This window comes from Frigoribacterium sp. VKM Ac-2859 (assembly GCF_013204925.1).
Taxonomy (GTDB): domain Bacteria; phylum Actinomycetota; class Actinomycetes; order Actinomycetales; family Microbacteriaceae; genus Frigoribacterium.
In genome coordinates, this window is the sequence record NZ_JABMLC010000002.1 from 1210779 (window position 1) to 1235091 (window position 24313).

Consider the following 24313-nt stretch of genomic DNA (forward strand, 5'->3'; position numbering starts at 1 on the left):
CCCTCATGACGACGCACGCCAAGAGTGCCGCTCTGTCCAACGTGGGCAAGATCCGGTCCAACAACCAAGACAGCGGCTACGCCGGCACGCAGCTCTTCGTCGTCGCCGACGGCATGGGCGGGCACGCGGGCGGCGACGTGGCCTCGGCCATCGCGATCCGACGGATCCGCGAGACCGACCGCGTCTACACCTCGCCGGGTGACGCCGAGTTCGCGCTGCAGTCGTCGTTGATCGCCGCGAACCAGTTGCTGGCCGAGACCGTCTTCGAACACCAAGAGCTCACCGGCATGGGCACCACCGTCAGCGCCATGCTGCGCGTCGGTGACAGCATGGCGATCGCCCACATCGGCGACTCACGCATCTACCTGTTCCGCGAGGGCGAGCTCAGCCAGATCACCGCCGACCACACCTTCGTGCAGCGCCTGGTCGACAGCGGTCGCATTACGCCAGAAGAAGCGGCGGTGCACCCGCGACGCAGCGTGCTGATGCGCGTGCTCGGCGACGTCGACGCGGCACCCGAGATCGACACGGCGACCCTCGGCACGCAGCCCGGCGACCGCTGGCTGATCTGCTCGGACGGCCTGAGCAGCTACCTCGCCGAGGAGCGCATCAAGAAGGCCATGGCCATGGGCCTCGACGCCGAGCAGACGGCCCGGCGCCTCGTGAAAGAGACCCTCGACCACGGCGCCCCCGACAACGTGACCGTCGTCATCGTCGACGTCGACGAGTCGGGCGACTCGGCACTCGACGAACCCGTCACGGTCGGGTCGGCCGCCGCACCCCTCAGCTTCGACAGCGACGCCGGGCGCAAGCAGCTCCGTCTGCCGACGATCCTGCTGCACCCGCTCAAGGTCGCCACGACGCCGGAAGACAGCCACTTCGAGCCCGAGAGCGACGAGTACCTCGCCGAGCTCATCGCCGAAGACAAACGTCGCCGCCGCCGTCGCCGCATCACCTGGCTGACCGCCCTCGTCGTGGCGATCGCCGCGCTCGTCGCCGGACTCGTGCTGACCTACCAGTGGACGCAAGACCACTACTACGTGGGCGAAGAGCGCGGCACGGTCGTCATCTACAAGGGCGTGCAACAGAGCCTCGGGCCCATCGGCCTCTCGAGCGTCTACGAGACCACCGACGTCCAGGTCGACGACCTGCCGAACTACACGCAGACCACCGTGGAGGACACCATCAACGCCGGTTCCCTCGCGGACGCCAGGGCCATCGTCGAGAGGTTGGCCGATGCCAGCAACCCCTGACGCACCCGGTGGTGACGCGACCGAGGTCATCGGTCGCGTAGGAGGCGCGCGCAAGCCGTCCGCGAAGGCCTCGCGTCCCACGAACATGACGCAGGCGATCTCGCTGCGCCTGCGCGAACCCGCGCGCCTCCGCAACCTCGAACTGCTCATGCTGCTGATCGCCTGCGGCGTCGCCGCCGGAGCGATGGTGCTGGTCCAGCTCGGTGCGACCGGCGAGGTCGACCCGACGGTGCTGATCGCCGGCTCGATGGTGCTGGGCCTGGCCCTGATCTTCCACGTCGTCCTGCGGGTCGTCGCCCGCGAGGCCGACCCGTTCGTCATGCCGATCGCCGTCACCCTGAACGGCATCGGCATCGCGATGATCTACCGCCTCGACCTGGCCGAGGGGCGTGAGGGCTGGGGCGCGCTGGGCATCAAGCAGATGGTCTGGACCGTCCTCGCGATGGTGATCGCCCTCGCCGTGCTGCTCGTGATCCGCAACTACCGGGTGCTGTCGCGGTACCGCTACATCGCGATGTTCGTGTCGATCGTGCTGCTGCTGCTGCCCCTCCTGCCGGGCATCGGCCGCGAGGGGCTGAACGCCCGCGTGTGGATCGACATCGGACCGTTCTCGTTCCAGCCGGGCGAGATCGCCAAGATCACGCTGGCCATCTTCTTCGCCGGCTACCTCGTCACCGCCCGCGACAACCTCTCGCTCATGGGGCCCAAGATCCTGGGCATGCGGTTCCCGCGGCCGCGCGACCTCGGGCCGATCCTCATCGTCTGGCTCGTCGCCATGGGCGTCCTGATCTTCCAGCGCGACCTCGGCACCTCGCTGCTCTACTTCGGGCTGTTCCTCGTCATGATCTACGTGGGCACGGGGCGCGCGAGCTGGATCGTGCTCGGCGTCGGCCTCTTCCTCGGAGGGGCCTTGATCGCCAGCACCTTCCTGGGATACGTGCAGGGCCGTTTCGCCGCCTGGCTCAACCCCTTCGCCCAGTCCGAGTACGACGCCGTCGGCGGGTCCTTCCAGCTCGTGCAGGGTCTGTTCGGCCTGGCGAACGGCGGACTGATCGGCACGGGGCTGGGTCAGGGCCGTCCGCAGACCACCCCGCTCGCCGAGAGCGACTACATCTTCGCGTCGCTCGGCGAAGAACTCGGCCTCACCGGGCTCTTCGCGATCCTCGCGCTCTACCTCCTGCTCGTCTCCCGCGGGTTCCGCATCGGCTTCGTGGGTCAGGACGACTTCGGTCGCATGCTCGGGGTCGGCGTCGCCTTCGTCGTGGCCCTGCAGGTCTTCGTGGTCATGGGTGGCGTGACGAGGGTGATCCCGCTCACGGGCCTCACCGCTCCCTTCCTCGCCGCGGGCGGCTCGTCGCTCGTGGCCAACTGGATCATCGTGGCCCTGCTGCTGCGACTGTCCGACTCCGTGCGCAACCAACCGAGGCTGGTGATCGGCTGATGAACAAAGAACTCCGACGCGTGAGCTACGTGGTGCTCGCCATGTTCGTCGCGCTCTTCCTCTCGACGACCTACATCACGGCGTTCCAGGCCGACGCGCTGAACGCCGACGCCCGCAACTCGCGGGCCCTGCTCGCCAGCTACTCGGCACAGCGCGGTCCCATCCTGGTCGGCGGCCAGGCGATCGCGCAGTCGACCCCCGTCGACGACCAGTACGAGTTCCAGCGCACCTACTCGCAGCCCGACCTCTACGCACCCGTCGCCGGCTACTACACGCTGGGTCAGGGATCCCGAGGCATCGAGGACGCCATGAACCGGTACCTCACGGGCAATGCGAACTCGCAGTTCTTCGACCAGGTCAACTCGCTGCTCACGGGTCAGGACCCCGAGGGGGCCACGGTCAACCTCACCCTCGACCCCACCGTCCAGCAGGCGGCCTACGACGCCCTCGGCTCGAACTCGGGCTCGGTCGTCGCGATGGACCCGAAGACCGGCAAGATCCTCGCGATGGTCTCGAAGCCCAGCTACGACCCCAACCCGCTCGCCAGCCACGACCGTCAGACCGTCACCGACGCCTACGACTCGCTGATCGCCGACCCCTCGGCTCCGCTGCAGAACCGGGCGATCCAGGGCGACCTGTACGCACCGGGGTCGACCTTCAAGCTGATCACGACGGCGGCTGCGCTCGAGAGCGGCGACTACACGCCCGACAGCGCCTTCCCCAACCCGTCGACCCTGACGCTGCCCGGCACCAGCACGAACATCAACAACGCCGAGGGCGGGAGCTGCGGCGGTGGCGAGACGGCCACCATCGCAACCGCCCTCCGCCTGTCGTGCAACATCCCCATGGCGCAGCTCGGCCAGGCCCTCGGTGCGAAGGCCCTCCAGGATCAGGCCGAGAAGTTCGGCTTCGGCGACGACTCCATCGGCGTCCCCCAGGCCGTCACGCCGAGCCAGTTCCCCATCGAGGACTCCAAGGGCCAGGCCATCAACGACGCCACCCTCATGCTGCAGTCCTTCGGGCAGGGCTCCGACCGCGTGACGCCCCTGCAGATGGCCATGGTCTCGTCCGCCATCGCCAACGGCGGCACCGAGATGAACCCGACCTTGATCGAGAGCGTCCTGAACCCCGACCTGAGCCCGGTCGAGGATTTCTCGCCCTCGGAGTACGGCAAGCCCATCAGCTCCCAGACTGCGGCCACGATGACCGACATGATGGTGCAGGACGTCGCGAACGGTGCGGCGAGCAATGCAAGAATTGACGGCGTCGACGTCGCCGGCAAGACAGGAACGGCCGAGAACGGCCCCGGCGAGCCGTACACCCTCTGGTTCACCGGGTTCGCGCCTGCTGCTGACCCCGAGGTCGCGGTCGCGGTCGTCGTCGAGAACGGCGGCGGACAGGGCCAGTCCGCATTCGGCAACAGTGTCGCGTCACCGATCGCGAAGAAAGTACTAGAGGCGGTGCTGAACAAATGAGACCATCCGGCGGAGTCACCTTCGGTGGGCGTTACCAGCTGTCGACCCGAGTCGCCATCGGCGGCATGGGCGAGGTCTGGGAAGCCACCGACCTCGTCATCGGCCGCACGGTCGCCATCAAGATCCTCAAGGACGAGTACCTGGGCGATCCCGGATTCCTCGAGCGCTTCCGCGCCGAGGCCCGTCACGCGGCCCTGGTCAACCACGAGGGCATCGCGAACGTCTTCGACTACGGCGAAGAAGAGGGCAGCGCCTACCTGGTGATGGAGCTCGTCCCCGGCGAGGCCATGTCGACGGTCCTCGAACGCGACCGCGTCCTGCCGACCGACAAGGTCCTCGACATCGTCGCGCAGACCGCCTCGGCCCTCCAGGCCGCCCACGCCGCAGGTCTCGTGCACCGCGACATCAAGCCCGGCAACCTGCTCGTCACCCCGGACGGCCGGGTGAAGATCACCGACTTCGGCATCGCGCGCATCGCCGACCAGGTTCCGCTGACGGCCACGGGCCAGGTCATGGGCACCGTGCAGTACCTCTCGCCCGAGCAGGCGAGCGGCCACCCGGCGTCCCCCAGCACCGACATCTACTCGCTCGGCATCGTCGCCTACGAGGCCCTGGCCGGTCGTCGCCCCTTCACGGGCGAGTCCCAGGTCGCCATCGCGATGGCACAGATCAACGAACAGCCGCCCGACCTCCCGTCGACGGTCTCCGAACCCGTGCGTCGTCTCGTCCTGTCCTGCATCGCCAAGAAGCCGGGCGAACGGCCGGCGACGGCCTCGGCCCTCGCCCAGGCCGCTCGGGCCCTCCGACGCGGCGACGTGGCCGCGGCGACCGTCGCCGTCCCGGCGATCGGCGCCGTCGCCGCCACGCCCGCCGACACGGCGACCCAGGCCTTCAACGCCCAGGACGCCACGACGCAACTGTTCGATCCGATGGCCACCCGTGCCCAGAGCGCCGCCGGCGGTGCTGCCGCGGGCTACGTGGCCGGTTCGGCCGATCCCGACGCCCTGCGCGACGGCGACGACGAACCCGACGAGAAGAAGCGCAGTCCGTGGTTCTGGCCGCTGATCGTCCTCGCCGTCCTGGCCGTCATCGCCCTCGTCGTCGGCATCGTCTTCGCGGTCGGCAACACCGACGATCCCGCACCCGCGCCGACGACCTCGAGCAGCACGCCGACGCCGACCCGGACGACTCCGACGCCCACCCCGACCCCGACGTCCGTGACGGTGTCCTCGGGTGACTACGTGGGGCTGACCGAGGCCGCTGCCCGCGCCTCCCTCGAAGAACTCGGCCTGCAGGTCGACTCGGCCGACGCCGGGTCGAGCGCTCCGAGCCCCGACCAGGTCGGCACCGTCGCCAGCATCGACCCGACGGGTGCCCTCGAGAAGGGCTCGTCGGTGACGATCTACATCTACCGCGCGGCCCCGACCCCTGCCCAGCCCTCGACGCCCACCGCCACCCCGGGCCAGATCGAGGCCGGCGACACCGCCACCATCAACTGGCCCGCCTACACGGGGTGCCCGACCGGTTACTCGCTGACGGGCTACTCGTACACGATCACCGGCGGGACCGACACCTCGGGTCAGTCGGCCGGGGGCCTCGGTGCCAACGCGACGTCCCTCACGGTGACCGCCCCGGCCGCCGGCAACCTCACGGTCAGCTACGTGGCCAACTGCGGTCAGATCGCGTCCGAGCCGTCGCCGGGAGTCACCATCACGGTGACGGCCCCGGCCACGAGTGCCGAACCTGAGCCCACCGAGACGCCAGCGCGATGAGATCTTCGTGACCCCGGTCGTGCAGACGACCGGGGTCACGAAGCCCTGACAATCATCCCTTCGGCCTAGGTCCGTACCCAGTCCGGGGGCTACCGCCCCGGTACACTGGCTCCGACCGTGTCGCCAGACAGGGGTGGGTCGTTGGGAGAACAGGCGTGGCTGAAGGTGTGAGAGAGAGCATCCATCTCCTCGCCAACCGGTACCAGATCGGTGACCTGATCGGCCGCGGTGGCATGGCCGACGTCCACGTCGGCACCGACGTCCGACTCGGCCGCAAGATCGCCGTCAAGCTGATGAAGCCCAGCCTCGCGACCGATCCGGCCTTCCGGTCGAGGTTCCGCCAAGAGGCCCAGGCCGCCGCCCGCATGGCCCACCCGACCATCGTCCGGGTCTTCGACGCCGGCGAAGAGGTCGTCCGCGACCGCCGTGGGCTCGACGTGGTCGTCCCGTTCATCGTCATGGAGTACGTCGAGGGGCGTCTGCTCAAGGACATCGTCGCCGAAGGGCCACTCGACCCCGACGAGGCCGTCCGGGTCACCTCGGGCGTGCTGACGGCCCTCGAGTACTCGCACCGGGCGGGCGTGGTCCACCGCGACATCAAGCCCGGCAACGTCATGTTGACCAACTCGGGCCAGGTCAAGGTGATGGACTTCGGCATCGCCCGCGCCATCAGCGACTCGGCGGCCACCGTCGCGCAGACGACGGCCATCCTCGGCACCGCGCAGTACTTCAGCCCCGAGCAGGCGCGCGGCGAGACCGTCGACGCCCGCACCGACCTCTACTCGACCGGCGTCATGCTCTTCGAGTTGCTCACGGGCAAGCCGCCCTTCACCGGCGACAGTGCCGTCGCGGTCGCCTACCGTCACGTCAGCGAGCCTCCCGTCCCCCCGAGCACGCTCGAGCGGCAGGTCAGTCCGGCGCTCGACGCCGTCGTCCTCCACGCACTCACCAAAGACCGCTTCGACCGCTTCCAGAGCGCCGCCGAGTTCCGCGACGACCTCGAAGCCGCGGGCGCCGGTCGTGCTCCGGCCCGCCGGCCGCACGCGGTCGACGCCGGCTCCACGCTCTTCGGCGTCAACCCGCACGCGAATGCGGGCAGCGAGGCCGCGCTGAAAGAACTGCAGTCGGACGACACCGGACGGCCCCAACGAACGCAGACCCGGCCGCCCGTCGCCTGGATCTGGGCGGGCATCGTGCTCGTGGCCGTCGTCATCGTCGCCGTCGTCTTCTGGGTGGTCAACCTCACGCCTCCCACCGTCGACAACGCCCAGTCGTCTCGCATCCCCGACCTCGTCGGGGTCAGCTTCGAGACCGGATCCGCCCGCCTCGACGACCTGGGCCTGACGGTCGTCCGTGCCGACGCCACCAGCCCGACGATCGACGCCGGCGACATCGTGTCGACCGATCCGGAGCCCGGCACGTCCGTCCCGAAAGAATTCGCCGTCACGGTGACCGTCTCGTCGGGGCCCCAACTCGTCGCCATGCCGTCGGTCACCGGTCAGACCGTCGACGCCGCTTGGCAGGCCATCACCGATGCTGGTCTCGAACGGGGCCAGCAGAGCTCCGACTACTCGCCCACCGTTCCCGAGGGGTCCGTCCTCTCGTCCGATCCGGCAGCGGCTGCCCAGGTCGCCCTCGGCTCGGGTGTCGACATCGTGGTGTCCAACGGTCTCGTGCAGCTTCCCGACGTCACCCGCCAGCCGTCGGAAGAAGCCATCACGACCCTGCGCGACCAGCTCGGTCTGGCGGTCACCCCGCAGGCCGACCCCGGCTGCACCGGTGAGACGGTGTCGGGCATGAGCGTCCCGCCCGGTGACGTGGCTCAGGGCTCGGCGGTCACCCTGCGCATCTGCACCGGCTGAGCCCTCGCAACAGCCACGGAGCGACGCCGAGGTCCGACGAAGCCAGTTCGCCGCTCGGAGCGAGACGCCGAGAGCACGACGCTCGGACTTCGACGTCCGGACGACGGGCTCGGACGTTCAGCCCAGGTCGACGAGCGGGTCGAGCCCCCGGGCCGTCACGGCTGCCCCCGGCAAACCGGCGACCGACAACCAGTTGCCGATCATCTGGTAACCGCCCTGGGTCAGCACCGACTCGGGGTGGAACTGCACGCCGTAGACCGGCGCGGAACGGTGCTGCAGGCCCATGATGACGCCGCCCGTGGTGCGCGAGGTCACCTCGAGCGTCTCGGGCACCGTCTCGTCCACCACGGCGAGCGAGTGGTACCGCGTCGCGGTGAACGGCTGCGGGACCCCGTCGTAGAACGCGCTGTCGTCGTGTTCGACCTTCGACGTCTTGCCGTGCATCAGTTCGTCGGCGTGCGTCACGGTGGCCCCCAGCGCCTCGGCGATGGCCTGGTGCCCGAGGCAGACGCCCAGCAGCGGCTTGTCGGCCGCCAGCGCGGCGTGCACGACGTCGATGGAGACGCCGGCGGCAGCGGGGGTCCCCGGGCCGGGCGACAGCAGCACGGCGTCGTACTCGGCGATGCGGTCGGCGGTGTCGGCCGCGTCGAACGCGTCGTTGCGGACGACGTCCGTCTCGGCACCCAACTGCTGGAGGTACCCGTTCAGCGTGTAGACGAAGCTGTCGTAGTTGTCGAGGACGAGGATGCGCGTCATGGTTGCTCCACGGTGACGTCGGGGGTGGGCAGGAGTTCGTTGACGTAGGGGAAGACCCACTCGACGAGGGCGAACAGCACGGCGGCGATCAGGACGAGCACGAGCACGAGCCTGACCCACCAGGGTCCGGGCAGGATGCGCCAGAGGGCGGCGTACACGGTCAGCCTCCGATTCCGGCAGCGGCGAGCTCGGCGGGTACGCCGGCCGACAGCGGCTGCCACGAGTCGAACACACCGTAGGCGACGATGCGTTCTTGGGCGGTGAACATCGGATTGCAGCTCGTCAGGGTGATCAGGCGGTCGCCCGAGGTCGCCGACACGTCGGGAGCGTCGGGCACCTGCTGCAGCACCGAGACCTGCGTGGCCTGGACGTACTGCAGGTTGCGGAACGAGTACGTGAACCAACCGTCCTGGGTCTGGACGTACATCTTGTCGCCCTCTTGCAGGTCGGCGATCTCGTTGAACGGCGCCCCGTAGGTGGTCCGGTGGGCGGCGATGCCGAAGTTGCCGACCTGGCCGGGCATCTGCGTCTCGTCGTAGTGACCGATGCCGATCTTGTTGAGTGTTCGCACGGTGCTCGTCCCCCCGGCGATCGGGACCGCGTAGTCGGCGCCGAACCGAGGGACGTAGAAGTTGGCGAACTCCTCGGCCTCGCCGGGCGCCGCCCCCACGGGCGGCTCACCGTACGAGCCGTCGGACGACGGCTCGGGGGCCGCAGTCGCCGCCTGGTCGAACTGCTCGCTCAGCCGTGCCGCCTCGCCCTTGTGGGCGTCGGCGACGACGAGGTCGTTGAACCACTGCTGCCACCCGATGAAGAGCAGCACCAGGACGCCGGCCGTGATGAGCAGTTCTCCGAGGACGCTGACGAAGGAGGCGCGGGATCGACGGCGACGTTTCGTGCGTCTCGAGAGCTGGGCCTCGCCCCCGTGGTCCGTCATGACTCGATTCTAGGCGGGCTCCGCTCCCCCGGAGACTGTGGCGACCACCGGTGGACAACGTGTGGAGAGCATGTGGAGAACGCGGGCGTACCCGGGGACGGACGCGGCGACCCTCCCAGGACCGAAAAGGGCCTCACGGTACACTGTGCGCCATGGCCAAAGACACGAACCGCAGCACGAAGCCCGCCCGCACCGCAGAGGACGCGCCGAACCCCGTGTGGTTCAAGCCGGTCATGTTCGGCTTCATGCTCGTCGGTCTCGCCTGGATCGTGGTGTTCTACGTCAGCCAGAGCACCCTCCCGGTGGCTTCGCTCGGCTCGTGGAACATCTTGGTCGGCTTCGGGATCATGTTCATCGGGTTCTTGATGACCACCCGGTGGCGCTAGAACGCACCTTCGAACTTACACGCCTGTAACTATCCCCATTGTGGGAAACCCTGTGGATAACTTTCCTGTGGATAACTCGGGCGGATGAGATCGCGTCGGCCGACGAGAAGAGGCGGCTCCCCGATGGGGAGCCGCCTCTCGTCGTTCACCGTCCGCGTGGTCTAGAACAGCCCGACCAGCTGGGCCGATCTGGCCAGGAGCACCGCGACGACGATCACGCCGATCGCGACGAGCACCGCGATCTGCACGGCGTGCTTCGACCGGTGACGGGTCTTCGAGAACAGGAACGCTATCGCCCCGCCCACGACGATGCCCCCGAGGTGGGCCTGCCACGCGATGCCGGGCACGATGAACCCGATCGCGAGGTTGATGCCGACCAGCACCAGGAGCTGGATGCTGCGACCACCGAGGCTGCGGGCGATGACGAAGAACGCCGCCATGAGGCCGAAGATGGCCCCGGAGGCACCGACCACGAAGCTTCCCGGTGCCAGGAGGGCGACAGCGGCCGAGCCGCCGATCCCCGAGAGGAAGTAGAGGGCGGCGAACCGACCTCGCCCCAATTGACGTTCGAGTTCTGCCCCGAAGATGTACAGCGAGTACATGTTGAAGAGGATGTGCAGGACGCTCCCGTGCACGAACATCGTCGTGACGGCGCGCCAGGGCTGCACGATCTCGAGCGGCGGGTAGAACGCCAGGGCCCGCGTGACCACGCCGTTGCCCGTACCGGTCACGAGTTGCAAGAGGAACACCGCGACGGTCACGCTGATGATGCCGTAGGTGACGACGGGGACGCCTCGCCGAGACGCGCTACGGACCCGACCGACCACCTGCGGTTGGAGGCGCGGTGCGTTGCCCCGCGCCTCCTTCACGCACTCCGGGCAGTGGACCCCCACCGCGGCGGGCGTCTGGCACTCGCCACAGATGGTGCGACCGCACCTCTGGCAGAGGACGAAGCTCTGCCGGTCGGGGTGCCGATAGCAGAAGTTCGAGCGATCGTGCGGATCGGTCACCTAGACCTCGTCGATGGTGACGCTCTCGAGCACCACGTCCTCGAGGGGCTTGTCGCGCGCGTCGGTCTTGACGGCCTCGATCGCGTCGACGACCTTCTTGGACTCGTCGTCGGCGACCTCGCCGAAGATGGTGTGCTTGCCCTGCAGCCACGGGGTCGGAACCGTCGTGATGAAGAACTGCGAACCGTTGGTGCCCTTGCCGCCGCGCGAGCCGGCGTTGGCCATCGCGAAGATGTAGGGGGCGTTGAAGTTCAGCTCGGGGTGGATCTCGTCGTCGAACTGGTAGCCGGGCCCGCCGACGCCCTGGCCGAGCGGGTCGCCGCCCTGCAGCATGAAGTCCTTGATGATGCGGTGGAAGACGACGCCGTCGTAGAGCTTGTCGGTGCTGACCTTGCCGGTGGCCGGGTGGGTCCACTCTTTGGTGCCGGTGGCGAGACCGACGAAGTTGGCGACGGTCTTCGGGGCGTGGTCGCCGAAGAGGTTCAACTTGATGGTGCCGTGGTTGGTGGTGAGGGTGGCGACAGCGGTGTGCGTTGACATGTCGTCATTCTTCCACAGCCACCTCGACGCACCAGCGACTCCCCAGGCACCGTTCCGTGACCTGTCAGGAACCTCCGTGCCACACTGGGACGGGCCAGCAACTCTGGCTCCACTGCCTACTCGTTGGAGGAACGTTCATGGCCCTGTCACGCAAGCAGAAGAAAGAACTCAAGAAGTTCAAGAAGCACGCTGTGGCGGTGTGGGGTGAGCAGCGCGGCGTGATCGACCACGCCGGCAAGGTCATCGGCGGCTACCGCGACGACGCCGTCAAGATCGCGAACAAGAAGGTCGTCCCCCAGATCAAGCACGCGGTGGACTCGAACGTCCGCCCCGTGGTCTCGCAGGGTCTCTCGACCGGCTCGCACTACGCGTCGGTCGCTCAGGACCGCCTGAAGCACGACGTCTACCCGGCGTTCTCGTCGGCTCTCGGCAACCTCGACCTCGCGAACGACCCGAAGGTCGCGAAGGCCGTGAAGAACGCCAAGAAGCAGGGCAAGAAGGCCGCGGCGAAGTACGTGCCGCGCCAGCAGAAGTCGGGCCCCGGCGTCGGCGGCGTCCTGCTGATCGGCGTGGGCGTCGTCGCTCTCGGTGCCCTCGTGTTCGCGGCCGTGCAGACGCTTCGTGCCGACGACGAGCTCTGGGTCGCCGACGACGACGCCGACACCAAGGCGTAGTCCCCCACACCCCCCACGAAGGGCCCGCCTCCCCGGAGGCGGGCCCTTCGTCGTCCCTGCCCCCGACGACTGCAGCATTCGACGCTGATCCGGCCCTAGCCCCAGCACCAGCACAGACACTGCCTAAGGCCCAACGTTGCACGCACGTCGGCGAAGCCGACACGGGCCCGGAGGGCCCCCAGACCAGCACAAGAGAATTGCCCCTGTCCGCTGACGGAGTCAGCGGACAGGGGCAAGGCAATCCAGTGGAGCCTGGGAGAATCGAACTCCCGACATCCTGCTTGCAAAGCAGGCGCTCTACCAACTGAGCTAAGGCCCCGACCCCCCGGTCACCGGGGGAACGAGCACGATCTCACCACCCTGCGCGTCAGGAGACGCGCGTGATGTGAGACCGGTACTGCGTGGGGCTAATAGGACTTGAACCTATGACCTCTTCGTTATCAGCGAAGCGCTCTAACCGCCTGAGCTATAGCCCCCGGACCGTCGTAAAGCCTACAGCACCACGACGGCGAACTCGAATCGGCGGGTTCAACCGACTCGAAATGTGGATCAGTTGTTGGTGAATCCGACGAGGAGACCGCCGGTGATGCGCACGCTCAGGTTGTAGAGGACGGCGACGATGGCCCCGAGGACCGTGCCGACGACGACGTTGAGGATGGCCACCACGATCGAGAAGAGCATGATCTGGCCGACGTTGAAGGTGTCCTGGATCGAGAAGCTCGAGTCGCCGAGGATGTCCCGCAGCAGGGCGTCGAGGTCGTCGAAGATGCCGGTCTGGTTCAGGATCGCCCAGATGAGGAAGGTGGCGACGACCGTGATGATGCCGATCGCGACCGAGATCAGGAAAGCCAGCTTCACGACCGACCAGAAGTCGATGTAGACCAGCTTGAGACGGACCTGCTTGGTGCCGGACGGTCGTTTCGCCTTCTTCTGCAGTCTCTCGGCGACACTACTCATTGTTCGTTTCCTCTCCGGCGGTTCCGGGGGCCTCGTCGTCGGTCGACTCGGCATCGACCGACGTGACGTCGGTCGTGGGGATCTCGGTGTCGGCGTCGACGGACTCGACGGACTCGACAGACACTACGGCCTCGGCCACGGCGTCCGCACTCTCGTCGACCTCGGCCGCGAGATTGCGCTCACTGTTGCGGGCCACGGCGATGATGCGATCGTCGCTCGCGAAGCGGGCGAAGACGACGCCCATCGTGTCACGGCCCTTGGCCGGCACCTCGGAGACGGCTGAGCGGACCACCTTGCCGCCGGACAGCACCACCAGCACCTCGTCGTCCTCGCCGACGATCAGGGCACCGGCGAGGTCTCCCCGCGCCTCGGCGAGCTTCGCCACCTTGATGCCGAGACCGCCACGGTTCTGGACGCGGTACTGGTCGGCGGCCGTGCGCTTGGCGTAGCCGCCCTCGGTGACGACGAAGACGTAGCCCTCTTCACCGACGACGGAGGCGCTGAGCAGCGTGTCGTCGTCACGGAAGGTCATGCCCTTCACGCCCGAGGTCGACCTGCCCATGGGGCGCAGCGACTCGTTGGTGGCCGTGAAACGCAGCGACATGCCGTGACGCGAGACGAGCAACAGGTCGTCGTGCTCGTCCACCAGCAGAGCCGAGACGAGTTCGTCGTCGTCGCGCAGGTTGATCGCGATGATGCCGCCGGTGCGGTTCGTGTCGTACTCGGTCAGCGAGGTCTTCTTGATCAGGCCGTCGCGGGTGGCGAGCACGAGGTAGTCCGCGACCTCGTAGTCGCGGATGTCGAGCACCTGCGAGATCTGTTCGTCGGGCTGCATGGCGAGCAGGTTGGCCACGTGCTGGCCCTTGGCGTCTCGGCCGGCCTCCTGCAGCTCGTAGGTCTTGGCGCGGTAGACCCGACCCTTGTTCGTGAGGAACAGCAGCCAGTGGTGGGTGGTCGTCACGAAGAAGTGGTCCACGACGTCGTCGGCTCGCAGCTGTGCTCCGCGGACGCCCTTGCCGCCCCGGTGCTGGCTGCGGTAGTTGTCGCTGCGGGTGCGCTTGACGTAGCCACCCCGGGTGATGGTGACGACCATCTCTTCTTCGGGGATGAGGTCTTCGACGCTCATGTCGCCGTCGAAGCCGAACATGATCTCGGTGCGACGGTCGTCGCCGTACTTGTCGGTGATCTCGGCGAGCTCGTCGCTGACGATGGTGCGCTGACGCTCCGGCTTGGCCAGGATGTCCTGGTAGTCGGCGATCTCGCGCTCGAGCTTGTCGGCGTCGTCCTGGATCTTCTGACGCTCGAGGGCGGCCAGGCGACGCAGCTGCAGGTTGAGGATGGCCGAGGCCTGGACCTCGTCGACGTCGAGGAGGTCCATGAGACCCGCGCGCGCCTCCTCGACGGTCGGCGACCGGCGGATGAGCGCGATGACCTCGTCGAGGGCGTCGAGCGCCTTGAGGTAGCCGCGCAGGATGTGCGCGTCGGCTTCGGCCTTCTTCAGACGGAAACGCGTGCGGCGCTGGATGACGTCGATCTGGTGGTCGACCCACGCCGAGATGAAGCCGTCGAGCGCGAGCGTGCGGGGAACGCCGTCGACGATCGCGAGCATGTTCGCGCCGAAGTTCTCTTGCAGGCTCGTGTGCTTGTAGAGGTTGTTCAGCACGACCTTGGCGACGGCGTCGCGCTTGAGCACGATGACCAGGCGCTGACCCGTGCGACCGGAGGTCTCGTCGCGGATGTCGGCGATCCCGCCGATGCGGCCGTCCTTGACCAGCTCGGCGATCTTGATCGCGAGGTTGTCGGGGTTGACCTGGTAGGGCAGCTCGGTGACGACGAGGCAGGTACGACCCTGGATCTCCTCGACGTTGACGACGGCACGCATCGTGATCGAACCGCGGCCCGTGCGGTAGGCGTCCTGGATGCCCCGGACCCCGAGGATCTGTGCCCCCGTCGGGAAGTCGGGGCCCTTGACGCGCTGCATGAGCGCCTCGAGCAGCTCTTCACGCGTCGCGGTGGGGTTCTCGAGGTACCACTGTGCGCCCGAGGCGACCTCGCGGAGGTTGTGCGGCGGGATGTTGGTCGCCATGCCGACGGCGATGCCGACCGAGCCGTTGACCAGCAGGTTGGGGAACCGGCTGGGCAGGATGGCCGGCTCGCGGGTGCGACCGTCGTAGTTGTCCTGGAAGTCGACGGTGTCCTCGTCGATGTCGCGCACCATCTCGAGCGCGAGCGGGGCCATCTTGGTCTCGGTGTACCGCGGGGCGGCGGCGCCGTCGTTGCCGGGCGAGCCGAAGTTGCCCTGGCCGAGCGCCAGCGGGTAGCGCAGGCTCCACGGCTGGACGAGACGCACCAGCGCGTCGTAGATCGCCGTGTCACCGTGGGGGTGGAACTGGCCCATGACGTCGCCGACCACGCGCGAGCACTTCGAGAACGCGCGATCGGGGCGGTAGCCACCGTCGTACATCGCGTAGATGACGCGGCGGTGCACGGGCTTGAGGCCGTCTCGCACCTCGGGCAGGGCCCGGCCGACGATGACGCTCATCGCGTAGTCGAGGTACGAACGCTGCATCTCGAGCTGCAGGTCGACCTGCTCGATGCTGTCGCGCTTCGGTGCCTCGGCGAAGGTCTGGGCACCCTCGGCGTCGGTGCCCTCGGGGGTGTCTGTCGGCTCGTCGGCCATGATTCTCCGTTTGTCGTGGTCTGCCCCGTGGTGCTCGTCGGGGCGCGGGCGTGCTCCGGATCAGCCGGAGGCGCGCATCAGATGTCGAGGAAGCGGACGTCTTTCGCGTTCTGCTGGATGAAGTTGCGGCGCGACTCGACGTTCTCGCCCATCAGGGTGTCGAAGATGGTGTCCGCGGCCACGGCGTCCTCGAGCGTCACCTGCAGCAGCGTGCGGGTGTCGGGGTCCATCGTGGTCTCCCACAGCTCTTTGTAATCCATCTCGCCGAGGCCCTTGTAACGCTGGATCGCGTTCTCCTTCGGGATGCGCTTGCCGGCCGCGCGACCCGACACGAGCACCGCGTCGCGCTCGGCGTCGCTGTACACGTACTCGTGGCTGGCGTTGCTCCACTTGAGCTTGTAGAGCGGCGGCTGCGCCAGGTAGACGTAGCCGAGGTCGATCAGCGGCCGCATGTAGCGGAAGAGCAGGGTGAGCAACAGCGTCGTGATGTGCTGGCCGTCGACGTCGGCATCGGCCATCAGGACGATCTTGTGGTACCTCGCCTTGTCGGGATCGAAGTCTTCTCCGATGTCGGCGCCGAAGGCCTTGATCATGGCCTGCACCTCGTTGTTGCCGAGGGCACGGTCGAGCCGGGCCTTCTCGACGTTGAGGATCTTGCCCCGCAGCGGGAGGATCGCCTGGGTCTCGGGGTTGCGGCCCTGGACGGCCGAGCCACCGGCCGAGTCGCCCTCGACGATGAAGATCTCGCTGCGCGAGGGGTCCTTGCTCTGGCAGTCCTTGAGCTTGCCGGGCATGCCGTTCGACTCGAGCACGCCCTTGCGGCGGGTCTGCTCACGGGCCTTGCGCGCGGCCAGACGGGCCTGCGACGCGAGGATGCCCTTGCGGACGATCTCGGCGGCCTGCTTGGGGTTGCGGTCGAACCAGTCGTTCAGCTGCGACCCGGCCACCTTCTGCACGAACGACTTGGCCTCGGTGTTGCCGAGCTTGGTCTTCGTCTGGCCCTCGAACTGCGGCTCGCCGAGCTTGATCGAGATGACGGCCGTCAGGCCTTCGCGGACGTCGTCGCCCGAGAGGTTGTCGTCCTTCTCCTTGAGGAAGTTCTTCTCGCGCGCGTAACGGTTGATCAGCGTGGTCAGCGCTGCACGGAAGCCCTCTTCGTGCGTACCGCCCTCGTGGGTGTTGATCGTGTTCGCGTAGGTGTGGACGCTCTCTTGGTACGAGGTGTTCCACTGCATCGCGACCTCGAGCGAGATCTTCTTCTCGGTGTCTTCCTGCTCGAAGGCGATGATGTCGTCGTGGACGGTCTCGACCTTCTTGGTCGTGTTCAGGTACTCGACGTAGTCGACGAGGCCCTTCTCGTAGTGGAAGACGTCGTGGCGGGGCTCGGCGTCGTCCTCTTGCACGCGCTCGTCGCTGAGCTCGATGCGGAGGCCCTTGTTGAGGAACGCCATCTGCTGGAACCGGGTGCGCAGCGTCTCGTAGTCGAACTCGACGGTCTCGAAGATCTCGGAGTTGGGCCAGAACGTGATCGTCGTGCCGGTCGTGTCGTCCTCTTCGCCCTTGGCCAGCGGCGCGACGGGCACGCCGTCGGTGAAGCTCTGGCGGTAGACGTTGCCCTGCCGGCGGACCTCGACGTCGAGTTCGCTGGACAGGGCGTTGACGACCGAGCTGCCGACGCCGTGCAGGCCACCCGACACGGCGTAACCGCCGCCGCCGAACTTGCCGCCGGCGTGCAGCACGGTGAGGACGACCTCGACGGTCGACCGACCCTCGACGGGGTGGACGTCCACCGGGATGCCGCGACCGTTGTCGACGACGCGGACGCCGCCGTCCTCGCGCATGGTGATCTCGATGTGGTCGCAGTGGCCGGCCAGGGCCTCGTCGACCGAGTTGTCGACGATCTCGTAGACCAGGTGGTGCAGACCACGGGGCCCCGTCGAGCCGATGTACATGCCGGGACGCTTGCGCACGGCCTCGAGACCCTCGAGGACCTGGATCGCACTGGCGCCGTAGGTGTCGTCGGGCTGGGCGTCGGTGGGATCAGCTGACATGTGCGTGGGGGCTCCTGCCGGACGGGACGAAGATGTGCCGACCGGTCGCGACCGCTGTCTGGGCGGCCCTCGGACGACCTTCCGAGTCTACCGCAGGCCTGTCCGCCGCGGGGCGAAATCCGCCCTCAGACGGATTTTCCCACCGCACTTGGACGATTCACCCTCGTCAACCATAAGTATCGCGAGGGCCCCGCCCTGGAACCGATCTGGGGCCGCGTTTCCAGGTCGGGGCGTTGGGTGCCAGGAAACGCACCGACTGGATGCCCGCGTCCGGGTACCTCTTCACGATGGTCGTCGTGACCTGCGTGCGCATCAGCCGCAGTTGCGTCGCCCACGCCGTCGAGTCGCACTGGACGGTCAACGTGCCGTCGTCGATCGAGACCGGATCCGAGTGCGCGGCCAGCTCCGCCCCCACCATGTCGGGCCACGCGGTCATCAGCTCGGACTGGGCCAACGGGCTGTTCCAGCCGAGTTCGTTGGTGACGGCCGAGAGGACGTCGGCGATGCCCCGGGGCTCGCGTCCCGTGCCGAACGGCTGGCTCGGGGAGCCCAACTTGATCGACTTGCGCTTCCGGGCGTCGCGCGACCGCGAGTTGGGGTCGCCGAACACCCGGCGGAACCGCAGATAGACCCGTTGGGCCTCGCTGTCGGGCTGCGCCTCGGGCTCAGGAGGCGCGGGTGGCGTGGACGCCGGAAGCTGCGGTGCGTCGTCGACGCTCACCGCGCCTCCTCGGCGTCGCCGGGCCCCTCGTCGCCGGCCACCGCGGTGACGACCGCGTCGTCGCCCGGACCGTCGACGGCGGGGGCGTCGTCGAGGATCGTCCCCTTGGCGATCCGGACCGTATGGGCCTTGAGTCGTGAGGGGACGTCGCCCTCGACCGCCGCCGTGATGAGGACCTGCTCGTAGTCGGCGACGGCGTCGGCCAGACGTTCGCGACGGGATCCGTCGAGTTCGGCGAAGACGTCGTCGAGCACGATCACCGGGTCGCCCGTCGGCGAGTCGACCCGGACCACGGCGGCCGAGGCCAGCTTCAGCGCGAGGGCGAACGACCAGGACTCGCCGTGGCTGGCGTAGCCGCGCGCGGGGAGCCCGTTGAGCGAGAGGAAGAGGTCGTCGCGGTGCGGCCCGACGAGCGTCAGCCCCCGCTCGAGCTCGGTCGGTCGGACACGGGCCAGCGCCTGACGGAAGACGTTGGGCACCTGGTCGGCGGGGATGGACTCGGTCGGCCCCTCGGCCGCGGTCGTCTCGTCGTCGGGTGTCGCGCCCCGGATGCTCAGCACCGTCGAGAGGTGTGCGGCGTGGTCCGCGCCCGCCACCGCCGCGTAGGCACGGGCCACCTCGGGGGCCAGGTCGGCCGCGAGCCGGTCACGCGCGACGACGAGTTCGCTGCCGAGGGCCACGAGACGTTCGTCCCAGATGTCGAGCGTGCCGAGCTGACCGGCCTTCACCCCGGAGGCGCGGGCCGACTTCAGGAGCGTGTTGCGTTGTCTGAGCACCCGGTCGTAGTCGGTCTGCACGCCGGCGAACCGGGGCGACCGGGCCACCAGGAGTTCGTCGAGGAAGCGTCGACGGCCGGACGGCTCGCCCCGGACGAGCGCGAGGTCCTCGGGAGCGAAGAGGACGCTCGTGAAGTAGCGCGGAAGCTCGCGAGGCTTGATGGCCCCACGGTTGACCTGCGCCCGGTTCGGCGACGACCGGTTGATCTGCACCTCGGCCAGCAGTTCGCGCTCGTCGGCGAGCAATCGCGCCCGCACGACGGCCGAATCGCGGCCCTGGCGGATGAGAGCCGAATCCGACGACACCCGGTGGGATCCGAGACTCGACAGGTAGCCCAGGGACTCGACTAGGTTGGTCTTCCCCTGGCCGTTGCTGCCGACGAAGAGGTTCGGCCCGCGCGCGAGGCTGACTTCGGCAGACGTGTAGTTGCGGAAGTCCGTCAGGCTGAGATGCAGTACTCGCACGCGGGCCGGTGGAGGCGCTAGGCCTTCTTGACGGCGTGGCCGCCGAACTGGTTGCGCAGTGCGGCGACGGCCTTCATCGTCGGCGAACCCTCGCCCTGACGCGAGACGAAGCGCGCGAAGATCGACGCGCTGATCGTCGGCATCGGCACGGCGTGGTTGATGGCTTCTTCGAGGGTCCAGCGACCCTCGCCGCTGTCCTCGACGTAACCCGAGATCTCGGCGAGCTTGGGATCGGCCTCGAGGGCGAGGACCATGAGCTCGAGCAGCCAGGAACGCACGACGGTGCCGCGCTGCCAGGCCTTGAAGGTGCCGGTGACGTCCTTGATGAGGTCGCTTCGGGCCTCGAGCAGCTCGTAGCCCTCGCCGTAGGCCTGCATGATCGCGTACTCGATGCCGTTGTGGACCATCTTCGCGTAGTGACCCGCGCCGGTGTCGCCCGCGTGGACGAAGCCCTCTTCGCGAGGACCCTCGGGCCGCAGGGCGTCGAAGATCGGCTGCGCCAGGGCGACGTTCTCGGCGGAACCACCGACCATGAGGCCGTAGCCGTTGTCCTTGCCCCAGACGCCGCCCGAGACACCGGCGTCGACGTACTTGATGCCCTTGCCGCCGAGGAGCTTCTCGTTGGCGAAGTCGCTGGTGAACTTCGAGTTGCCACCGTCGATGACCAGGTCGCCTTCGGAGAGCTCGTTCGAGAGCTCTTCGATGACGCCGGCGGTGATGTCGCCCGCGGGCACCATGACCCAGACGATGCGGGGGGCGGGGAGCGTGGTGGCGAGCTCGGCGAGGCTGGCGACGTCGGAGACGGCGGGGTTCGCGTCGTAACCGGTCACCTCGATGCCGCTGTCGCGCAGGCGGGCGCGCATGTTGTTGCCCATTTTGCCGAGACCGACGAGGCCGATGTGCATGAGGTTCCTTTGTTCGTGGCGGTGGGGCCCGGAGGCGGCACCGTTGCTGGCAGAGCGCTCTTAGCGCAGGAGGAGGTTGGGCTGCAGCAGGTACTTGTAGCTGTCAGCACCGGCCTGGTCTTTCGAGGACTGACTGGTGATCAGCACGGGACCGGGCTTGTTCGGGTTCTCCGTCTTGGTGAAGGAGATGCGGACGAACTCGGAATGAACTGCTCCGAGACCGTCGAGGAGGAACTGCGGTTTCAACGAGACCACCGTGTCCTCTCCCGTCAACAACGCATCGATCGACTCTGACGCCTGCGCTTGTTCGCTTCCGATGGCCTCGAGGGTGAGGCCGTCGATCGTGAACGTGAACCTGAGGGCCGCCTCGCGCTCGAGGACGAGCGAGACGCGGCGGACCGACTCGACGAGCTCGGCCGTGTTGATCACGGCGTAGTTCTCGACGGTGTCGGGGAAGAGACGCTTCACCGGAGGGAAGTTCCCCTTGATGAGCAACGAGGTGACGGTCTTGTTGTCCGCCTGGAACGCGATGAGCTCGCGCTCGTCGGATCCGGTGATCGAGACCGAGACGGTGCCAGCGTTGCCGAAGGTCTTGCCGACCTCTTGCAGCGTGCGTGCGGGGACGAGAGCCGTCGTCGTGGTCGTGCTCGCCACGGTGCCGGGATCGAATTCGATGCCTCGGACGGCGACGCGGTAACGATCGGTGGCGACGAGCGAGAGGGCGTTCTCGGTGACCTCGAGCTGGACGCCGGTGATGACCGGGGTGACGTCGTCGCGGGATGCCGCCACCGCGACCTGGGAGACGGCGAGGGCGAAGGAGTCGCCGGGCACGACGCCCGAACGGTCGCCGACTGTCGGCAGGGTCGGGTACTCCTCGACCGGCATGCTCAGCAGGGAGAAGTTCGCGGATCCGCAGCTGACCGAGATGCGATTCTCCTCGGTGGAGAAGGTGACCGGCGCGTTCGGCAGACGGCTGGCGATGTCGGCGAGCAGTCGGCCGGAGACCAGGATCGTGCCCGGTTCGTCGATCTCGGCGGGGATGCTCGTCTGGGCCGAGACCTCGTAGTCGAAGGACGACAGGGTGAGCCCGTCGGCGTCGGCCTCGATCAGGACACCGCTGAGGATCGGCAAGGTGGTGCGCTGGGGCAGCAGCTTGACGGCGAAGGAGACCGCATCGCTGAAGACGTCACGGTTGACCTGGAACTTCACGCGGGGACCCCTATCGACTTCGCTCTCGTGGATGGCCGGTTAATAGTGGCACAGCATCGGGGTCCGCCCTTCCGGGAGGCGAAAGCCGAGGCTCCGGGCCCGGATCGATCCACAAGGTTGTCTCTCCATCAATTTCTTGTAACCAGGATTAACAGTCTTAACCGTTGTGCACAGTGTGGATAACCTGTTTAAAACCCCGGGGCTCGGCGGAACTACACGCGTGTGACTTGTGGACGGCGTGTGGAACCGAATGACAAGAATGCTCGGGGTCTGCCGGTCGCTCCGAGTGGGATCCCACAGGTCCCCCGGATCCGTGAACAAGGTCGACACGGTTATCCACGAGTTTCCACAAGTTATCCACACTGTGTGGAACGTGACTCCCCAGGGCCCCCTCAGACCCGTCGAGCGCCTCCTGGAACGACGAACGGGCGCCGACACGTGGTCGGCGCCCGGACGGGACGGTCGTGGAGGACGGGCCGGCCCGGCCCGCCGTCCCGTCACTTGTAACGGGTGTCCTGCTTGATGCGACTGGTGAGTTCGGTCACCTGGTTGTAGATCGACCGGCGTTCCTTCATCAGTTCGCTGATCTTCTTGTTGGCGTACATGACCGTCGTGTGGTCGCGGTTGCCGAACAGCTGTCCGATCTTCGGCAGTGACAGGCTCGTGAGTTCGCGGCACAGGTACATGGCGATCTGGCGGGCCGTGGCGATGGCCTGTGAGCGGGACGATCCGTAGAGGTCGTCGACCGTCAGCTTGAAGTAGTCCGCGGTGTGGTTGATGATGTCGACCGGCGCGATGATGTTGTCCTCGTCGAGCGTGATCAGGTCCTTGAGGACGGTCTGGACGAGGGCCAGGTCGACGGCGGTGCGGTTCAGGCTGGCGAAGGCCGTGACCCTGATGAGGGTGCCCTCGAGCTCACGGATGTTGCTCGACACCTTGGTCGCGATGAACTCGAGGACCTCGTCGCGGATCTGCAGCTTCTCGCTCTGGGCCTTCTTGCGCAGGATGGCGATGCGGGTCTCGAGGTCGGGAGCCTGGACGTCGGTGATCAGGCCCCACTCGAAGCGCGAACGCATGCGGTCCTCGAAGCCGGTGAGGTGCTTCGGCGGCAGGTCGCTGGTGATCACCAGCTGCTTGTCGTGATCGTGCAGGGTGTTGAAGGTGTGGAAGAACGCCTCTTGGGTGCTGTCCTTGCCCTGCAGGAACTGGATGTCGTCGATCAGCAGGATGTCGATCTCTCGGTACCTCTGCTGGAAGAGGCTCGACCGGTTGTTGGCGATCGAGTTGATGAAGTCGTTCGTGAACTCCTCGCTGCTGACGTACCTGACCCGGATCCCCGGGTACATGGTCTCGGCGTAGTGGCCGATGGCGTGCAGCAGGTGGGTCTTGCCCAGCCCCGACTCCCCGTAGACGAAGAGCGGGTTGTAGGCCTTGGCCGGAGCCTCGGCGACGGCGACGGCCGCGGCGTGGGCGAATCGGTTCGACGCACCGATGACGAAGTTGTCGAAGCTGTACTTCGGGTTCAGGCGGGAGTCGTTGCGTTTCCCGCTCGCGCTCGTCTCGACGGGCGCCGGCACGAAGGGCGCCTCGATGTAGTGGACCGGCTCCGACTGCTCGACCTGCTGCGTGAGGGTGTCCGGGGTGATGTCGGGGTTGACGGTGATGGCGAAGCTCGAGACGGAGGTGTCGCCCAACCCGGCGATGGACTCGAGCAGGGGCTCACGGATCCGTTGTTCGAGCATGCCGCGGGTCAGGTCGTTGGGCACCTCGAGGTAGAGGGTGCCGCCCAGCACGCCCTTGGGCTCCACGAGGCTGATGAAGCCGTGCAGCTGCGGCGTGATGCGGTCGTCGGTCGTCAGCGTCGCGAGGACGGAACGCCACAGGTCCTGGACCGGGTCGACGGTGTGCGCCACTGGAGTCTCTTTCTCGCGGTTCGGCAGCGGACGGATCCGGCCGCCTCCGCGTGCGGGTCGCGTTCACCCGACGGTGTTCGAAGGGTACGAGTGCGGGACGAGTTATGCACAGCTTTCTCCACCGATCGGTTGGCGCCGTTCGGGCCGGGATCGCTGCGTGTTCCCCGTAGTCACGCGGAAGTACCGCGAGAAGTACCCACCTTAGTTCGACGGGGTGTGGAGTCCGCAATCAGAGTTTTCAACACTGTGGACAAACCTCCTGGGAAGCGGCCGTTTGACCCGGGCTCCGATCACGCGTACTTTTAATCAGTTGATTTCAGCCGCGTTGGCTGTACAAGACTTCTCGGATCGTGGCAACAGGCCTGGTCCGCTTTCCTGGAGGACCACCATGAGCAAGAGAACGTTCCAGCCGAACAACCGTCGTCGGGCCAAGAAGCACGGTTTCCGTGCTCGCATGCGTACGCGTGCCGGCCGCGCAATCCTCGCCGCCCGTCGTGGCAAGGGCCGCACCGAGCTCTCGGCGTAGCCAC

At 67.6% G+C, this 24313-nt stretch carries 21 protein-coding genes and 2 tRNA genes; 8 read left to right on the forward strand and 15 right to left on the reverse strand.

The window, feature by feature from the left end; translation table 11 throughout:
* The first annotated feature begins 5 nt into the window (after window positions 1-5).
* From HQQ78_RS13550 to pknB, 5 genes are all read left to right on the forward strand, one after another.
* Window positions 6-1253 (forward strand): PP2C family serine/threonine-protein phosphatase, encoded by a 1248-nt coding sequence (locus tag HQQ78_RS13550; protein WP_043595276.1) that lies wholly within the window; start codon window positions 6-8, stop codon window positions 1251-1253.
* Window positions 1254-1338: 85 nt separating this feature from the next.
* Entirely contained in the window at window positions 1339-2694 is a 1356-nt protein-coding gene (locus HQQ78_RS13555) for an FtsW/RodA/SpoVE family cell cycle protein (protein ID WP_043595278.1), read from the forward strand.
* Complete coding sequence (locus tag HQQ78_RS13560; protein ID WP_173154021.1) at window positions 2694-4169, forward strand: penicillin-binding protein 2; 1476 nt, start codon at window positions 2694-2696, stop codon at window positions 4167-4169. The genes HQQ78_RS13555 and HQQ78_RS13560 overlap by 1 nt, the downstream gene beginning before the upstream one ends.
* Window positions 4166-5941: a protein kinase gene (locus HQQ78_RS13565; protein ID WP_173154024.1), complete on the forward strand. Its 1776-nt coding sequence runs from the start codon at window positions 4166-4168 to the stop codon at window positions 5939-5941. Before HQQ78_RS13560 ends, HQQ78_RS13565 begins: the two co-directional genes overlap by 4 nt.
* A 155-nt stretch (window positions 5942-6096) precedes the next feature.
* Entirely contained in the window at window positions 6097-7803 is a 1707-nt protein-coding gene (gene pknB / locus HQQ78_RS13570) for a Stk1 family PASTA domain-containing Ser/Thr kinase (RefSeq protein ID WP_173154027.1), read from the forward strand.
* Window positions 7804-7920: 117 nt separating this feature from the next.
* On the opposite strand, the gene HQQ78_RS13575 is transcribed toward pknB, so the two are convergent.
* From HQQ78_RS13575 to HQQ78_RS13585, 3 genes are read right to left on the reverse strand one after another with little or no spacing between them, the layout of a single operon-like run.
* A complete protein-coding gene (locus HQQ78_RS13575) occupies window positions 7921-8559 on the reverse strand; it encodes an aminodeoxychorismate/anthranilate synthase component II (protein ID WP_123571112.1) in 639 nt (212 codons plus the stop codon).
* The gene (locus HQQ78_RS13580) at window positions 8556-8717 is read right to left on the reverse strand and encodes a hypothetical protein (RefSeq protein WP_173154031.1); all 162 of its coding nucleotides are present in this window, start codon (window positions 8715-8717) and stop codon (window positions 8556-8558) included. Before HQQ78_RS13580 ends, HQQ78_RS13575 begins: the two co-directional genes overlap by 4 nt.
* Window positions 8718-8719: 2 nt before the next feature.
* Window positions 8720-9496 carry a class E sortase gene (locus tag HQQ78_RS13585; RefSeq protein WP_173154034.1) on the reverse strand — a complete coding sequence of 259 codons (777 nt, stop codon included), beginning with the start codon at window positions 9494-9496 and terminating at the stop codon, window positions 8720-8722.
* 152 nt (window positions 9497-9648) lie between these two features.
* On the opposite strand from HQQ78_RS13585, the gene HQQ78_RS13590 reads away from it, so the two are divergent.
* The gene (locus HQQ78_RS13590; protein ID WP_043595289.1) at window positions 9649-9882 is read left to right on the forward strand and encodes a cell division protein CrgA; all 234 of its coding nucleotides are present in this window, start codon (window positions 9649-9651) and stop codon (window positions 9880-9882) included.
* 161 nt (window positions 9883-10043) lie between these two features.
* Here HQQ78_RS13590 and HQQ78_RS13595 read toward each other — a convergent pair whose 3' ends face one another.
* Together HQQ78_RS13595 and HQQ78_RS13600 are read right to left on the reverse strand one after the other, a co-directional pair.
* Complete coding sequence (locus HQQ78_RS13595; RefSeq protein WP_173154037.1) at window positions 10044-10892, reverse strand: rhomboid family intramembrane serine protease; 849 nt, start codon at window positions 10890-10892, stop codon at window positions 10044-10046.
* A complete protein-coding gene (locus tag HQQ78_RS13600) occupies window positions 10893-11432 on the reverse strand; it encodes a peptidylprolyl isomerase (protein ID WP_173154040.1) in 540 nt (179 codons plus the stop codon). It abuts the gene before it with no gap.
* 137 nt (window positions 11433-11569) lie between these two features.
* Here HQQ78_RS13600 and HQQ78_RS13605 point away from each other — a divergent pair, with 137 nt between their 5' ends.
* Complete coding sequence (locus tag HQQ78_RS13605) at window positions 11570-12106, forward strand: hypothetical protein (RefSeq protein ID WP_173154043.1); 537 nt, start codon at window positions 11570-11572, stop codon at window positions 12104-12106.
* A 246-nt stretch (window positions 12107-12352) separates the two neighbouring features.
* Here HQQ78_RS13605 and HQQ78_RS13610 read toward each other — a convergent pair.
* The 10 genes from HQQ78_RS13610 to dnaA form a co-directional block, all read right to left on the reverse strand.
* Window positions 12353-12425: transfer RNA gene (locus HQQ78_RS13610), tRNA-Ala, on the reverse strand.
* An 83-nt stretch (window positions 12426-12508) separates the two neighbouring features.
* A tRNA-Ile gene (locus HQQ78_RS13615) sits at window positions 12509-12582 on the reverse strand.
* A 73-nt stretch (window positions 12583-12655) separates the two neighbouring features.
* Window positions 12656-13063 (reverse strand): DUF3566 domain-containing protein, encoded by a 408-nt coding sequence (locus HQQ78_RS13620; RefSeq protein ID WP_043595295.1) that lies wholly within the window; start codon window positions 13061-13063, stop codon window positions 12656-12658.
* Complete coding sequence (gene gyrA, locus HQQ78_RS13625) at window positions 13056-15743, reverse strand: DNA gyrase subunit A (RefSeq protein ID WP_056044217.1); 2688 nt, start codon at window positions 15741-15743, stop codon at window positions 13056-13058. The genes HQQ78_RS13620 and gyrA overlap by 8 nt, the downstream gene beginning before the upstream one ends.
* A 77-nt stretch (window positions 15744-15820) precedes the next feature.
* Window positions 15821-17794, reverse strand: a complete 1974-nt coding sequence (gene gyrB, locus HQQ78_RS13630; RefSeq protein ID WP_056044219.1) for a DNA topoisomerase (ATP-hydrolyzing) subunit B — start codon at window positions 17792-17794, stop codon at window positions 15821-15823.
* A 166-nt stretch (window positions 17795-17960) separates the two neighbouring features.
* On the reverse strand, window positions 17961-18515 hold the full coding sequence (locus tag HQQ78_RS13635) for a DciA family protein (RefSeq protein WP_173154046.1): 555 nt from the start codon (window positions 18513-18515) through the stop codon (window positions 17961-17963).
* Window positions 18512-19756: a DNA replication/repair protein RecF gene (gene recF, locus HQQ78_RS13640; protein WP_173154049.1), complete on the reverse strand. Its 1245-nt coding sequence runs from the start codon at window positions 19754-19756 to the stop codon at window positions 18512-18514. The genes HQQ78_RS13635 and recF overlap by 4 nt, the downstream gene beginning before the upstream one ends.
* Before the next feature lie 17 nt (window positions 19757-19773).
* Window positions 19774-20661: a phosphogluconate dehydrogenase (NAD(+)-dependent, decarboxylating) gene (gene gnd, locus HQQ78_RS13645; RefSeq protein ID WP_056044222.1), complete on the reverse strand. Its 888-nt coding sequence runs from the start codon at window positions 20659-20661 to the stop codon at window positions 19774-19776.
* A 60-nt stretch (window positions 20662-20721) separates the two neighbouring features.
* The gene (dnaN, locus tag HQQ78_RS13650) at window positions 20722-21870 is read right to left on the reverse strand and encodes a DNA polymerase III subunit beta (protein WP_056044224.1); all 1149 of its coding nucleotides are present in this window, start codon (window positions 21868-21870) and stop codon (window positions 20722-20724) included.
* Window positions 21871-22367: 497 nt separating this feature from the next.
* On the reverse strand, window positions 22368-23783 hold the full coding sequence (gene dnaA, locus HQQ78_RS13655; protein ID WP_056044226.1) for a chromosomal replication initiator protein DnaA: 1416 nt from the start codon (window positions 23781-23783) through the stop codon (window positions 22368-22370).
* Between the two features lie 388 nt (window positions 23784-24171).
* On the opposite strand from dnaA, the gene rpmH reads away from it, so the two are divergent.
* Complete coding sequence (rpmH, locus tag HQQ78_RS13660) at window positions 24172-24309, forward strand: 50S ribosomal protein L34 (RefSeq protein ID WP_043595303.1); 138 nt, start codon at window positions 24172-24174, stop codon at window positions 24307-24309.
* Window positions 24310-24313 lie beyond the last annotated feature (4 nt).

Excerpts from the sequence above, each read along its gene's own strand:
- HQQ78_RS13550 (WP_043595276.1), top strand. The coding sequence starts at position 6 with ATGACGACGCACGCCAAGAGTGCCGCTCTGTCCAACGTGGGCAAGATC.
- HQQ78_RS13555 (WP_043595278.1), top strand. The coding sequence starts at position 1,339 with ATGACGCAGGCGATCTCGCTGCGCCTGCGCGAACCCGCGCGCCTCCGC.
- HQQ78_RS13560 (WP_173154021.1), top strand. The coding sequence starts at position 2,694 with ATGAACAAAGAACTCCGACGCGTGAGCTACGTGGTGCTCGCCATGTTC.
- HQQ78_RS13565 (WP_173154024.1), top strand. The coding sequence starts at position 4,166 with ATGAGACCATCCGGCGGAGTCACCTTCGGTGGGCGTTACCAGCTGTCG.
- HQQ78_RS13575 (WP_123571112.1), bottom strand. The coding sequence starts at position 8,559 with ATGACGCGCATCCTCGTCCTCGACAACTACGACAGCTTCGTCTACACG.
- HQQ78_RS13585 (WP_173154034.1), bottom strand. The coding sequence starts at position 9,496 with ATGACGGACCACGGGGGCGAGGCCCAGCTCTCGAGACGCACGAAACGT.
- HQQ78_RS13590 (WP_043595289.1), top strand. The coding sequence starts at position 9,649 with ATGGCCAAAGACACGAACCGCAGCACGAAGCCCGCCCGCACCGCAGAG.
- HQQ78_RS13600 (WP_173154040.1), bottom strand. The coding sequence starts at position 11,432 with ATGTCAACGCACACCGCTGTCGCCACCCTCACCACCAACCACGGCACC.
- HQQ78_RS13605 (WP_173154043.1), top strand. The coding sequence starts at position 11,570 with ATGGCCCTGTCACGCAAGCAGAAGAAAGAACTCAAGAAGTTCAAGAAG.
- HQQ78_RS13620 (WP_043595295.1), bottom strand. The coding sequence starts at position 13,063 with ATGAGTAGTGTCGCCGAGAGACTGCAGAAGAAGGCGAAACGACCGTCC.
- gyrA (WP_056044217.1), bottom strand. The coding sequence starts at position 15,743 with ATGGCCGACGAGCCGACAGACACCCCCGAGGGCACCGACGCCGAGGGT.
- gyrB (WP_056044219.1), bottom strand. The coding sequence starts at position 17,794 with ATGTCAGCTGATCCCACCGACGCCCAGCCCGACGACACCTACGGCGCC.
- gnd (WP_056044222.1), bottom strand. The coding sequence starts at position 20,661 with ATGCACATCGGCCTCGTCGGTCTCGGCAAAATGGGCAACAACATGCGC.
- rpmH (WP_043595303.1), top strand. The coding sequence starts at position 24,172 with ATGAGCAAGAGAACGTTCCAGCCGAACAACCGTCGTCGGGCCAAGAAG.